Source organism: Pseudolysinimonas kribbensis (assembly GCF_039531715.1).
GTDB classification, from domain to species: Bacteria; Actinomycetota; Actinomycetes; order Actinomycetales; family Microbacteriaceae; genus Pseudolysinimonas; species Pseudolysinimonas kribbensis.
The window spans coordinates 277,385-290,354 of sequence record NZ_BAAAQO010000002.1; the positions used below are offsets into that span (position 1 = coordinate 277,385).

The window sequence follows — 12,970 nt, forward strand, 5'->3', positions numbered from 1 at the left end:
GGGCGATCCGCGCCTTCTGAGCTCGGGCTCGTCATGTCGCGCCTGCGCGCAGACGACCCGCCGGTAGGGACCATAACTTTCGGCAAGACTGTCTGTCAAGTATTCTGGTCGAGCGATTCAGCGGGCGGTCGGATACGGGCTCCATGAAGCCGCAGGCGCGGTTCGAAGCGGTCCGCAGAGCGGGCCCGGCACACCCCTCGCGGGCGTCAGCCCCAGCGGACGAGGCGCACTTCCCAGGCGTCCGCGGCGGCATCGTGCAGCCGGCCGTCGTCGGGTGAGAAGCCATGCCGCCGGTAGAAGGCGGCAGCGCGCTCATTGCCCTCGAACATCCACAACTGCGCCGGTCGATCGCCGAGCGCGTTCTTCAGCAGGGCGCCCCCGACCCCTCTCCCGAAATGGGCGGCGTCGACGTAGATCGACTTGAGCTCGAGTGGGGGCAGCCGCTCGGCGGGAACGTCGGCGGGGCCCCAGCTCGCGACCCCCAGCAGCCGGCCCTCGGCGTCGTGCGCCATCGCGATCGAACGGGAGCCGCTCTCGAGGTAGGCCTCCCACTCGAGCTCGATGGCGGGCACCGACAGCGAGCTCAGATAGGAGGCCGAGAGGATCCCCGCATAAGCCTCCTGCCATGCCGTCCGCTGGAACCGCGCGATCGCCGGCACGTCGCCAGCATCGGCGCGACGGATCAGCACCGACCCGGCCGGGCCCGCGTCTCGACGTCGCTCCATCGCCTTCGCCTCACTATCGATGTGGCCGTGCAACGTCACGTCGGCACGCCCCACCTAGTGTGCCCCTGTCCTGCGCTCAATCGAGGACGACTTCGGTGACCTCCCGGCCGTCGAGGGAGTGCACGCGCAGCGTCCTCGCCGCCGCCCCGGACGAGTCGGTCGCCGTGACCCGGACCGTTCTCGGATATCCCGCGACGAGGGGCAGGAAGTTGTCGCTCATGACGAGATCGTCGGCGCCGTCGATCTGCGTGAGCTTCGACACCCCCGCGACCGACAGCGTCAGATCCCATATCCCCGCACCGGCTCGGGCAACCTCGACGGCGACCTCCGATCGCGGCGTGCGGAGTTCTGCCAGAGGGCACAGCAGCAGCAGATCCTCCGAGACGGGCTCGCCGTCGATGCTGAGGCGCGCGAGGATCACCTCGGTGCTCCGATCGATCACCTCGCGGTAATAGCCGTCCAGCGACAGCACCTCGGCGTTCGTGTCCTCGGCGACCTCGACCGACTGGTGCCAGCGCTTGATCACTGTTCCGTCGGTGCGCACGTGCACGATCTCGAGTTCGCCGGCCACCGCCCGCCGCGATCGGTTGGAGACGATCACGCGCACGGTGTCGTTGTCTCGGTACGCACCGACGACGGTCTGGGCATACAGCCGCGCGACCACGTAGTGGCTCATGAGCGGGCGCAGCCGGTAGTCGACGGCACCGAACTGGAAGAGGGGGCCGCCCTTGTTGAACGACCAGTAGACGATGCCGCGGTTCGAGCTGCTCCTCAAACGGAAGTTCGAGAGGGCGAAGTAGTCGGCCATTCCCTGCTCGACCTCGAGGGCGGCGAGGTACTCCCGCAGGCCGCCCTCGCTGTGGTAGTCGGTGAACGGCATCCTGATGAAGAGACCGAGATGGGTGCGGGCCTGCCACCGCTCGGCCCAGCCGAGCCCCGCGAACTCGTCGACGTCGAGACCCATGACCTCGGCGAGCGTCTCCGGCCGCGAATAGCTCTCCTGGCCCCAGCACGTCTCGGTCACGAACAGCGGGTCCTTGGTGGAGTTGAAGAAGCTGCCCCAGATGTGACCCTCGCCCGCCAGAGGCGACTGCGACGTCGATCCACCGTGCGGCGAGTTGTCGATATAGGGGATGCCGGAGTCGAGCTCGGCGACGATGGCCGGGATCGTCTCGGTGATCAGCTTCTCGCCGTAGAAGCGGTCCATCGTGTCGCGCCAGCCCCACTCGTCCCAGCCCTCGCGCTGCTCGTTGCCGCCGCACAACAGCACGAGGCCGGCGTGACGGCGGAGCTGGTGGACCATCTCCCGGCTCTCCGCCGCGAACTCCGCGACGAACTCGGGGTCGTAGTCGGGGTACACATTGCTGTGCAGGTAGAAGTCCTGCCAGATCATGATCCCGAGCCGGTCGCACTCGTCGTAGAAGCTGTCGGACTCGACGGCTCCGCCGCCCCACATCCGCAGCAGGTTGTTGTTGCCGTTCACGAGCAGCTCGAACACCCGGCGATAGGCCCCCTCGTCGCCGTGCACCTTCAGGTAGTCGACCGGGATGTAGTTGGTACCGCGCACGTGCACCGGCACCCCGTTGACGACGAACTCGAAGGTGGCCCGACCGGAGGGCAGCTCCTCACGCAGCTCGACGGTCTTGATGCCGACCGGCTGGCGGACGGCGTCGACGACGACGTCACCCGATTCGATGGTCGCACGAGCCTCGTGCAGCACGGCCTCGCCGTACCCGCGCGGCCACCACAGCTTCGCATCCGGTACCTCGAGGCGCAGATGCACGTCCGTCGGTCCGTCGCCTGCGGGCACCTCGGCGACGGCATCGGCCACGACGGTGTCGGGATCATCGGGCGACATCAACCTCACCCGGGCGCGAACCGCCGTGCCCGGGGCCGTGCGCGTGATCGCCACGCGCGCGTCGAGCGTCGCGGTGCCGTCGGCGACATCGACGGTCTTGACGAAGAGATCGGTGATCGTCGCGGCGGGCAGCGGCACGAGACTGACCGGGCGATGGATGCCGATTCCCAGCACGCTGGTGCCCACGTTCAGCAGGCTGCTGCCCGTGAAGAAGCTCCGCTGATAGCGGCGGATCAGCGCTTTGCCCGTCCGGCCCTCGATGCCGTCGGTGACGCGCAGCCGCTCGCGCGCCTCGGGGATCTTGTCGGCGACGCCGGACGCGTGGTTCCGCAGGCGCACGACGAGCCGGTTGCCGGTCGGCGTCAGTCGACTCGATTCGAGCTCGAAGTCGTAGTTGCGGTACGCGTTGCCGGTCCGGCCGAGGAGCTGCCCGTTGAGCCACACCTCGGCGAAGGTGTCGATGCCGTCGAAGTGCAGGCCCCAGCGGGGCGCCGACTCGAGGTCGGGAGCATCGAAGTCGGTCGCGTAGACCCAGTCCGACTCCGCGACCCACGCCGCCTCGCGTGCCGCCTCGGTGCCGCCGAAGGGGTTCTCGAGTCGACCCGCGCGCACCAGGTCGTACTGGATGACGCCCGGCACCACGGCCGGCAGCCAGTCGGCGTTCGCGGGCTCGGGGCCGTCGTCGGCCGGAGCCTGATCCCATCGGGTCACTCGCCACTCGCCATCGAGAGACAGGGCGGGGGTGTCGTGTTTCACTGGTTCTCCGCATCGTCGCGCGCCGGTGGCCCTGCTGGGCCGTCGAATCGACAATAGTCTGACAAGTAATCTGATAAGACAGAAATTTGTCGAGAGTCGCCAGGAGGCAGACCATGCGCATCGCCCGGGTTCAGACAGGCGAGGGCGCCGTGCCCGTCATGTGGCAGGACGGCCTGTGGGCGGTGATCGACGACCCGTTCGCCGTCGAACCGACCCCGACCGGTCAGACTATCGACGCCGACACCGCCCGGCTCCTCGCTCCGAGCGTGCCCACCGTCATCCTCGGCATGGCGCACAACGGCTCGCGCGCCGATCGAGCGCTCCCGCCGCAGGCTTTCCACAAGTCGGCGCGCACCCTCGCCGGCCCTGGCGACGTGGTGCCCATCGACGAGTCGCTGGGCCGGGTCGTCGTCGAGGGCGAGCTGGGCGTCGTCATCCGGCGCCGCGCCCGTCGACTCCAGGAGCGCGACGCCCTCGACGCCGTCCTGGGATACACGGTCGTGAACGACGTGAGCGCCGCAGACCAGAGCCCCCTCGACAGCTTCTGGACCCAGACGAAGAACGGCGAGAACTACAGCCCGGTCGGGCCGTGGATCGAGACCGACCTCGATCCGAGCGCCCTGTCCATCCGTCTGCGGGTGGCAGGAGCGGAGGTCGCGACGGGGTCGACGGCCGACCTCGCCCGCAGTGTGCCCGAGCTGCTGACCTACGTCACCCGGTACATGGAACTCGGGCCCGGAGACGTCATCATGACGGGGTGCCCCGGCACGATGCACGCCGTCCACGCCGGCGAAGAGGTCGCCATCGAGATCGAGGGAATCGGAACGCTCGCCAACCTCGCCGGCTGAGATCGCATCCCACCGCTCCCCCATCGCGCGCACGCCACATTACGTGTGTATATCTAGTGTGCTAGCAATACGGGGCGGCAAGCTTCTCCGACGAAGCTGAGGGAGTGACGTGACCATTGAGCTGAAGACGCCGAGCATCGTGGATGCCCTGGCCGACGCCGTGCGCACACGAGTGCTGACCGGTGAGTTCCCTGCCGGCTCCCGGCTCACCGAACAGGAGGTCGCGAGCCTCTACGGGGTCGCGCGTCCGACGGCCAAGGCCGCCATCGAGCGCGTGGTGCAGACCGGCATCCTCCGACGCACCGCGAACAAGTCCGCCCTGGTGCCGATCCTGTCGGTGGCCGACATCGAGGATCTCTACCGCAGCCGCATCTTCTTCGAGCGGGAGGTCGTCGCGAACCTGGCGGGCCGCCGCCTGGTGACCCCGGAGGCGAGCGCCGCGCTCGACTCGCTTCGGATGGCGGAGGGACCGGACGCGACGGCGCAGGCGGTCGGGTTCGATATCGGCTTCCACGAGGCGCTGGTGCACGCCGTCGGCAGCGAACGGCTGAACCGGATGTACGAGACCATCGTCGGCGAGGCCCACCTGTGCGTCGCGCACGAGCAGTCGATCTTCGACCCGACCCTCAACTGGCAGGAGCACAGCAACCTGCTCGAGGCGATCCGGACGGGCGACGTGGAGCTCGCCGTCCACCGCATCACCGACCATCTTCAGACGGCGGCCGATCGCCTGGTCGCCGCGCGGGCGGACGGCGCGGGGCTGCGCTGATCCTCGCGCTGCCCGTTCAGTGCGTGTAGAGGTCGCCCGCCGCCATCGCGTTCTCCAGTGGCTCGCCGGCGCGGTACCGGTCGACGTTCCGCTCGATGATCGCCAGCGAGCGCGCCACCAGATCCGGCATCTCGGCGGTGACGTGCGGTGTGATGATCGTGTTCGGCGCGTCCCAGATCTCCGCATCCGCGGGCAACGGCTCGCGCTCGAAGACATCGAGGCCGGCTCCGGCGATCGTGCCTGCGCGGAGGGCGGCGACCAGCGCGTGCTCGTCGACGACCGACCCCCGCGCCAGGTTGATGAGATAGGAGGTCGACCTCATCGCCTCGAGCTGCTGCTCGCCGATCAGGTGATAGGTCTCGTCGGTCAACCGCACGCAGAGCACCACGACATCGCTGCGGCCGAGCACCTCGTCGAGGCGGCCGCCGGCCGCGGCATCCACGTACTCGTCGAGTCCGGCGACCTGGCCCTGTGCCGCACCGCGGCCGTAGCCGATCACCCGCATGCCCAGAGCGCCCGCGAGTCGCACGACCTCTCGTCCGGTGTGCCCGAGGCCGACGACCGTCATGGTCTTGCCCATGAGGCCCCGGCGATCCTCATAGCCCGGCAGTCCGCGCCACAGTCGACGGCTCTTCATCTCCACCAGACCGGGCGCGTCATAGGTGAGAGCGAGGGCGAAGAAGATGGCGTGCTGCGCCAAGGCCGGCGCGGCTCGTCCCGCCGAGGCGGTGACCACGAGGTCGCGCCGCCCGATGATCTCCGGCCGAGCGCTGGCGTTCAGACCGGCATGGTCGCAGTGGATCCACCGCAGCCCCGGCGCCCGGGCGATCTGATCGCTCACGTCGCCGGCGAGCACGGCGACATCGGACCTCTCCAGCGCCCGATCGATGGCGGCGACATCCGACGCCGAGACGAACTCGACGTCGGCAGGCGCGAACAGTCGCCGCAGGTGCTCGCGATGGGCCGGTGAGTAGTCGACCGTCGCGAGCACGTGATGGATGGCCGGCACGGGTCAGACCATCGCCTCGGCGCGGCGGGTGTTCAGCTCGTCCGCCAGCAGATACAGAGCCGAGTGGTCGAGTGCGCCGTAACCCTGGGCGACGAGCGCCTGCATGAACTGCGACACCAACGCCGTCGCCGGCAGGGCCACCCCTTTGCGCCTCGCGGCGTTCTGCACGATGGCGAGATCCTTGTTGTGCAGCTCCACCCGGAAGCCGGGCCGATAGTCCTGCTCGAGGATCGCGTTCTGCTTGCGCGCGAGAACGGTGCTCCCGGCGAGGCCTGCACCCAGCACCGCGAGCGCGCCCCGCTCATCCACGTCGTGCGCTTTGAGCAACACGATCGCCTCGGCCAGCATCTGCAGATGGCCGGCCACCATGAGTTGATTCGCGGCCTTCACGACCTGCCCGGAACCCGCACCTCCGACGAGGATCGCGCTGGCCCCGATCGCGTAGAACAGCTCGCGTGCGGCATCGAAGTCCTCACGAGTGCCGCCCGCCATGATCGACAGGGTGCCCTCGATCGAGGCGACCTCTCCGCCGCTCACCGGAGCGTCCAGGCATCCGATGCCGGCCCTCGCCGCGGCATCGTGGACGCGCAGCGCACCTTCGGGATCGATCGTGCTCATGTCGATGTAGAGCGCGCCCCGCCGCATGCCGGCCAGGGCTCCGCCGTCACCGAGGGCGACCGCCTCGACATCGGGAGTGTCGGGCAGCATGGTGATGACGACGTCGGCGTCCGCCACGGCCGCATCCAGCGAGCCGACGATCGGCACGCCCTGCGCGGCGGCCGCATCACGGCTTCGGCCGGTGCGGCTGAATCCGCGCACGTCGAATCCCGCCTTCACGAGATTGACGGCCATCGGGCGTCCCATGATCCCCAGCCCGATAAATGCGACCGTCGCCATCCTCGCCACCCTCAGTCGAACCGAAAACGCCTCCCGGGAGGCTCGGCACTCAACGAATACTTGTCAGACAAAGTGACGTTAGCGGAGGTGTTGGGCAAAGGGAAGCCACGGGCGGCCGCGAGCACGGCGGCACGTCTACTCGACGGTGAAGGCCAGCCAGGCCGAGAGCGGCCGAGGCGCACGGCCCACGATCTCGGAGAACGTCGGTGAGACCTCGGCCATGATGTCGTCGCGGGTCATCTTGTCGATGCCCAGCAGGATGCCGATGAACGCCTCGGGCACTCCGGCGCCGGCGAGCAACTGGGTCTGCTCGGCCTCGGTGCGCTGGGTGAAGGTGATCTGGGTTCCGCGCTGGGCGCTGAGCGCGGCCGCGACCTGCTCGAGCGAGAGCGACTGGGGGCCGGTGATCGTGTAGATCTTGCCGGCGTGCGAGGTCGGTCCGTCGATCAGCAGACGTGCGGAGAACGCAGCGACGTCGTCGGTGTCGATGAACGCGGCCGTGCCCGGGTCGGTCACGCCGCCCCACGCGCCGGCCTCGATGAACCCGGCCGGCAGGTCGATGATGGAGCCGAAGTAGGTGGCGGGGCGCACGATCGTCCACGCCACGTCGCTCTCCTGCAGGTGCGCCTCGATGGCGGTGTTCAGCTGCTGCACCACGACCGGGTAGTCGCCGCCCGCGCCGATCACCGACAGCTTCACGATGTAGCCGACGCCCGCCTTGGTGGCGGCGTCGATCAGGGCGATCTCGTCCTGCGCCTGCGTCTCAGAGACGCCCGCGGCGATGTAGGCGCGGTCGGCGCCCGCGAAGGCCGCCTCGAGGGTGGCCGGGTCGGCGAAGTCGACGACGGCGACCTCGGCGCGCCCGGCGAACGCGGCGGCGTTGTCGGCGTCGCGGGTGGTGACGCGCACCTGCTCGCCGGCATCCAGCAGCTGCAGGGTGAGCGGCGTGCCGACGTGGCCGGTCGCTCCAGTGATGACGATCATCGGGACGCCTCGAAGTGTTGGTGGGGTGGAAACGGTCAAAACCGTAACACCAATTTCACGCGGAGACACACCCATCCGGCTTTTGCCTCTTTCGCGCGCTACCATCGCAGCATGACGTGGAGCGCGACCGCCCGCTATGGCACCGACGCGGCGCCCGGACAGCTCGCGTTCGTGCACGACTTCCTGAGCACCGCCCCGGTGGGTCACCCCGCGCTGACCGACCTCCTGGACGACCTCGGGCCTGCGCAGTCGTGGTTGGACGAGGCCGTGCGCGCGCGCGGAGCCGATCCCGCCGAGGTGAAGCTGGGCTCCGACGACCTGGCACCGTTGAAGCGCCTGCGCAGCGCCCTCCTGACCTCACTCGACGGCGAGGCCGACGTCACGACGTCCGCTCCGAGCGCGAAGCTCTCCATCTCCCTCGACGCGAACGGCAGCGTGCAGCTGGACGGCGAAGGAGGGGCGGCGGCCCGTCTCACGGCAACCCTGCTCCGCGACGTCTACGACGCACAGCAGCAGGGAACCTGGCGCCGGCTCAAGGCATGCCGCAACCCGAGCTGCCGCATCGTCTTCTTCGACCGGTCCAAGAACAACAGCCGCGTGTGGGACGACCTCGCCACCTGCGGCAACCGCGAGCACCTCCGCACCTTCCGCGCGCGCCAGCGCGCCATGGAGAGCGAAGGCGACGCCGGTTCCCTCACGCCAGATCGGTGATGGTCTTCTCGGCATCCTTCGTCAGCAGGTACATGACCCGAGGCGAGTCCGGGACTTCGGCGAATCCGAACTTGCGGTAGAAGGCGACGGCGCCGTCGTTGAGGGCGTGGACGAGGAAGGCGCGGGAGCCCACGGTGCGCGATGCCTCGATCCCCTTGATGACGGCGTCCTGCAGGAGAGACGCGCCGAGGCCTTGTCCCGTGAATCGCTCGTCCACCGCGAGCCGGCCGATCAGGATGACCGGGATCGGGTTCGGGGTGCCATGACCGCCCAGAAGTCGGCCCGAGTGTTCGCGAGCGATCGACGATGAGCTCAGGCAGTAGTACCCGGCGACGACGTCGGTCTCACGCTCGATCGAGACGAACGTGCGGGATGCGTTCGCGACTTCGTTCCTGATGGCGCGCATACTGAGCCAGCTGTCCAGGGACTGCTCGCCGCAGCGGAACCCCGTGACGTCATCCCGCGGCGTGATCGCCCGAGGCCGGCTGAACGAGGTCAATCGTTGAAAACAGAGGGGCGGCGGAGCAGATCGGCGAGACCCGCAAGGGAGGCGGCCGGTCGGTCGAGGATCTCGTTGAAGGCGTCCCATGCATCGGCGGACATGTGGAGTTCGCGGTCCTGACGGATCACCTCGGCGGCCTCGTCCACCAGAAGCGGAACCGAGAAGTCCGTCACCGACCGACCCGAGATCGTTGCCGCCTGCTCGATGGTGCGCTTCTGCTCCCCCGTGAGACGGAGCTCGATGCGTTCGTTCTTCAGCGCCGCAGGCATGGAAGCCAGTGTACGGCAATCTTCCGTACAACGGCCTGCGGCCGCCCCTCTCGCAGCAGGGGATCTTGGCGGACCCAGGCGCAGATTTAGGACGTGCTCACCGTGCGGACGCGATCCCGCCCGGCGCCCGCCACGGTCGCGGATCCAAGCAGGTCGTTGAGCGACCGGACGACGTCGGCCTCCGCGAACCTGCTCGGATCCCCGTCCCAGCTCGTGCGGATGTCGACCACGACGGACTCGCCAGGGAGAAGGTCGATGAGCGACCGATCCGCGACCGCCTCCGGATCGACGATGTCGGCCAGGATCGCGAGGTCGCGGACCAGACCGCGAGCCGTGATCCGCAGCCGGCATCCGCCGTCGATTCGCTCCGCGACCGCGTCCACTGCCCCGGGATCGAGTGCGGAGTCGCGCGGCTCGGCGAAGAACCACAGCGCGCGCTCGTCGCCGAGCGTCGCCACGATCAGCTCGCCGCGCGCGTCCCCCGGCGCCGCGATGGCGGGCGTGATCGCGACGTGCTCGGCGCCCCATCCCTGCGCCGTCACCTCCTGCGACGACGTGGCGAGCTCGGTTCCGTTGACGGCGCGTCGGGTCACCACGAGCGTCGCGGACCAGTCCTCGGCCAGGTCGTTGACGGCCGCGACAGTGAAGCCGTCGCCGTCGGGTTGGATCGTCAGCAGCCGCGGGCGATAGGCCTCGCGCAGGGCATACCACAGCGGCTTCCGCCGTCCGAGACCGTCAATCGCCGCCCACGAGACGACGGGCCAGCAGTCGTTGAGCTGCCAGAGGATCGTGCCCATGCAGTGGGGCTGCAGGGAGCGGAACCACTCCACTGCGGTGCGGATCGCCATCGCCTGGTTCAGCGACATCGCCCAATGCCAGTCCCGCATGTCGTTCGGGAGCGGCAGATGCGGCACGAGGCCGTCGGTCAGTTTGACGTTGCCGTTCTCGGCTTTCTGGTGCACGAGCATTCCGGGCGACTCGGGTGTGAGCGGGTGGTCGGGAATCCAGGACTCGAGAGTCGACCACGTCGGCGGCCCCTGCCATCCGAACTCCGATACGAATCGCGGCCGGTAGTCGCGGTAGTGCGGATAGTCCTTCTGGTTCCAGAGGTCCCAGATGTGCATCGTGCCGTGCTCGGGGTCGTTGGGGTGGTGCTCGTCGTCCGGCGAGAACGGGCTCCCGGGGGTGTAGCCCACGTGCGGCGCGAGCTCGTTGGCGATCGCCGGGAACAGCTCGTGGTAGTAGAAGGCACCCCAGCTGCGGCCCTCCAGTCGCGGCTTCCAACCCCAGGCCTCATGGCCCCAGAGGTTCTCGTTGTTGCCGTTCAGGACCACGAGGGCGGGGTGCGAGCCGATGCGTGCGACGTTCTCCCGCGCCTCCGCCTCGATCTCCGATCGCAGCGGCTCCTCCTCCGAGTATGCGGCGCATGCGAGGAGGAAGTCCTGCCAGATCAGCAAGCCGCGCTCGTCGGCCAGGTCGTAGAAGTCGTCGCTCTCGAAGAGACCGCCACCCCAGACCCGGAGCAGGTTGACGTTCGCGTCCACGGCCTGGTCCAGGCGTGTCGCCAGCCGGTGGCGCTCAATCCGCGACGGGAACGCATCGTCCGGGATCCAGTTGACGCCCTTCACGGCGATTGGCCGGCCGTTGACGACGATGCGGAAGGGGGTTCCGGCGTCGTCCGGCGTCGTGTCCAGCTCGACCGTTCGGAATCCGATGGTGCGGTGTGCGGCGTCGAGAACGTCGTCGCCGTCGAGGAGTTCGACATCAACAGCCGTGAGCGGCTGCTCGCCGTATCCGCGGGGCCACCAGAGCGCGACATCCGAGATCCGGACCGTGAGCTCACCGCCGTCGCTCGTGATCTCGATCTCCTCGCTCGCCTCTCCCGCGCGCACCCGGAGCCGCAGCTGCGCGTCGCCGGCGCACTCGACATCCGCCCGCACGTTCAGCACACCGTCGGAGCCCTCGACGACCGGCGACAGCACGAGTCCGGCGATGCGCGCCCGGGACCAGCTCTCGAGGCCGATGGGACGCCAGATGCCCGATGTCGCGGTGTCGGGCCCCCAGTCCCAGCCGAAGCTGCAGGCCATCTTCCGCAGGGCGTTGAACGGGTGATGGTTCACGTGCGGTCGGTAGCCCAGCTCGAGACTGCGGCGGTCGGCCTCGGGGACCGGAGCGGCGAAGCGGATCTCGAGCTCGTTGTCGCCCGCGACCAGCAGCTCGCGCACCGGCACGCGGTAGCCGCGGTGCTGGTTCTGCGACGACAGGATCGACCGGCCGTTCAGGAGCACCTCGGCGACGGTGTCCAGTCCCTCCAGCACGAGGTCGGTGCGCGCGGCATCGTCGGGCCACCAGATGAAGGTCGTGCGATAGCGCCACGAGGTGCTGCCGATCCACTCCTGGGCCTTCTCCGCGAGACCGCGGTAGGGGTCGTCGATGAGTGCCGCCGCGATGAGATCGAGGTGGACGACCCCCGGGACCGCTGCGGGGACGGATCCCGCCGCGCGCACCGCGGTGGGCACGGGCCCCTCGATCGGCTCGACGGTCCAGCCGTCGTGAAGGGGGCGGCGGACGAGCGGTCCGGTGGTCATCATGCTCCTCTCGCGAGCTCTCCGCCGAGGAGGGCGGCGAGCCATCGTGCGCTGGTCTTGGGGATGCGTCGCTGCGTCGGGTAGTCGACGTACACGACGCCGAACCGACGGCTGTAGCCATACGCCCATTCGAAGTTGTCCAGGAGGGACCAGACGAAGTAGCCACGCAGCGGAAGGCCCTCTGCGATCGCGTCGCGCGAGGCCGCGAGGTGCGCCTCCAGGTACGCGGTGCGCTCCGGGTCGTCGACGGTGCCGTCGGGGGCGATCGTGTCGGGCCATGCCGAGCCGTTCTCCGTCACGTACAGCGGAAGTCCCGGTGCGCGCTCCGCCGCCATCCGCAGTACGTCGATGAGACCATCGGGATGGATCTCCCAGCCCATCTGCGTCGTGGCTGCTCCTGTGTCGACCATCCTGACGAACTCGCTTCCGGGATTCGCGCTGGGACCAGGCGGCGGCGCACCGGTCGCGGTCGTGTGCCGGCTGTAGTAGTTCACGCCCAGGAAGTCGATCGGCCGCGAGATCTCGACCAGATCGGCAGCGCCCGCGTTTTCGTCGAACCACTCGCGCTGGCCCAGGTCATCGAGCACGTCCCCCGGGTACGCGCCGCGGAGCACTGGATCGAGGAAGAACCGGTTCGACAGTCCATCGATCCGCCGCGCCGCGTCGTGGTCGGCGCCGGAGTCGCCGGCCGGGACCACGGAGTACAGGTTGAGCGTGATGCCGACCCGCGCCTCGGAGCTCGCGCTACGGATCGCCTCGATCGCCCGACCGTGACCGAGGAGCAGGTGGTGCGCGGCCCTCGCCGCCGATGCGCCTTCGTGACGACCCGGCGCGTGCTGGCCGCTGGCGTATCCCAGGAACGAGGAGCACCAGGGCTCGTTCAGCGTGATCCAGTCGCCGATGACGTCGCCCAGCGCATCCACGACGATGCCCGCGTAGTCGGCGAACCGATCCGCCGTGCTGCGGTTCATCCATCCGTCGGCGTCCTCGAGCGCCTGGGGCAGGTCCCAGTGGTACAGCGTCGCCCACGGCGTGATGTCCGCCTCGTGCAGGG

12 protein-coding genes are annotated in these 12,970 nt (G+C 69.1%); 3 read left to right on the forward strand and 9 right to left on the reverse strand.

The features are described 5' to 3' along the window. Positions 1-206: 206 nt before the first annotated feature. Both ABD285_RS01975 and ABD285_RS01980 read right to left on the reverse strand, forming a co-directional pair. Positions 207-725: a GNAT family N-acetyltransferase gene (locus ABD285_RS01975; RefSeq protein ID WP_284253613.1), complete on the reverse strand. Its 519-nt coding sequence runs from the start codon at positions 723-725 to the stop codon at positions 207-209. Between the two features lie 76 nt (positions 726-801). After that, the gene (locus tag ABD285_RS01980; protein ID WP_284253614.1) at positions 802-3,294 is read right to left on the reverse strand and encodes a glycoside hydrolase family 2 protein; all 2,493 of its coding nucleotides are present in this window, start codon (positions 3,292-3,294) and stop codon (positions 802-804) included. 158 nt (positions 3,295-3,452) lie between these two features. Between ABD285_RS01980 and ABD285_RS01985 the strand changes: the two genes are divergently transcribed. Together ABD285_RS01985 and ABD285_RS01990 are read left to right on the forward strand one after the other, a co-directional pair. Further along, positions 3,453-4,187 carry a fumarylacetoacetate hydrolase family protein gene (locus tag ABD285_RS01985; protein ID WP_284253616.1) on the forward strand — a complete coding sequence of 245 codons (735 nt, stop codon included), beginning with the start codon at positions 3,453-3,455 and terminating at the stop codon, positions 4,185-4,187. A 109-nt stretch (positions 4,188-4,296) separates the two neighbouring features. Beyond that, positions 4,297-4,956 carry a GntR family transcriptional regulator gene (locus ABD285_RS01990; RefSeq protein WP_284253617.1) on the forward strand — a complete coding sequence of 220 codons (660 nt, stop codon included), beginning with the start codon at positions 4,297-4,299 and terminating at the stop codon, positions 4,954-4,956. 16 nt (positions 4,957-4,972) lie between these two features. Here ABD285_RS01990 and ABD285_RS01995 read toward each other — a convergent pair whose 3' ends face one another. From ABD285_RS01995 to ABD285_RS02005, 3 genes are all read right to left on the reverse strand, one after another. Continuing rightward, positions 4,973-5,965: a D-2-hydroxyacid dehydrogenase gene (locus ABD285_RS01995; protein ID WP_284253618.1), complete on the reverse strand. Its 993-nt coding sequence runs from the start codon at positions 5,963-5,965 to the stop codon at positions 4,973-4,975. A 3-nt stretch (positions 5,966-5,968) separates the two neighbouring features. Beyond that, on the reverse strand, positions 5,969-6,862 hold the full coding sequence (locus ABD285_RS02000) for an NAD(P)-dependent oxidoreductase (RefSeq protein WP_284253619.1): 894 nt from the start codon (positions 6,860-6,862) through the stop codon (positions 5,969-5,971). Between the two features lie 135 nt (positions 6,863-6,997). Then, positions 6,998-7,846 carry an NAD(P)H-binding protein gene (locus ABD285_RS02005; protein ID WP_284253620.1) on the reverse strand — a complete coding sequence of 283 codons (849 nt, stop codon included), beginning with the start codon at positions 7,844-7,846 and terminating at the stop codon, positions 6,998-7,000. 111 nt (positions 7,847-7,957) lie between these two features. Here ABD285_RS02005 and ABD285_RS02010 point away from each other — a divergent pair, with 111 nt between their 5' ends. After that, positions 7,958-8,557 carry a CGNR zinc finger domain-containing protein gene (locus ABD285_RS02010; RefSeq protein WP_284253621.1) on the forward strand — a complete coding sequence of 200 codons (600 nt, stop codon included), beginning with the start codon at positions 7,958-7,960 and terminating at the stop codon, positions 8,555-8,557. Here ABD285_RS02010 and ABD285_RS02015 read toward each other — a convergent pair. The 4 genes from ABD285_RS02015 to ABD285_RS02030 form a co-directional block, all read right to left on the reverse strand. After that, positions 8,541-8,963 (reverse strand): GNAT family N-acetyltransferase, encoded by a 423-nt coding sequence (locus tag ABD285_RS02015; RefSeq protein ID WP_284253622.1) that lies wholly within the window; start codon positions 8,961-8,963, stop codon positions 8,541-8,543. The two genes, ABD285_RS02010 and ABD285_RS02015, sit on opposite strands and share 17 nt — an antisense overlap. Before the next feature lie 89 nt (positions 8,964-9,052). Then, positions 9,053-9,328: a type II toxin-antitoxin system TacA family antitoxin gene (locus ABD285_RS02020; protein WP_284253623.1), complete on the reverse strand. Its 276-nt coding sequence runs from the start codon at positions 9,326-9,328 to the stop codon at positions 9,053-9,055. Between the two features lie 86 nt (positions 9,329-9,414). Next, complete coding sequence (locus ABD285_RS02025; RefSeq protein ID WP_344199868.1) at positions 9,415-11,916, reverse strand: glycoside hydrolase family 2 protein; 2,502 nt, start codon at positions 11,914-11,916, stop codon at positions 9,415-9,417. Next, positions 11,916-12,970 (reverse strand): glycoside hydrolase family 1 protein (locus tag ABD285_RS02030; RefSeq protein WP_344199871.1); only part of this gene is annotated, 1,055 nt, incomplete at its 5' end. The genes ABD285_RS02025 and ABD285_RS02030, both read right to left, overlap by 1 nt.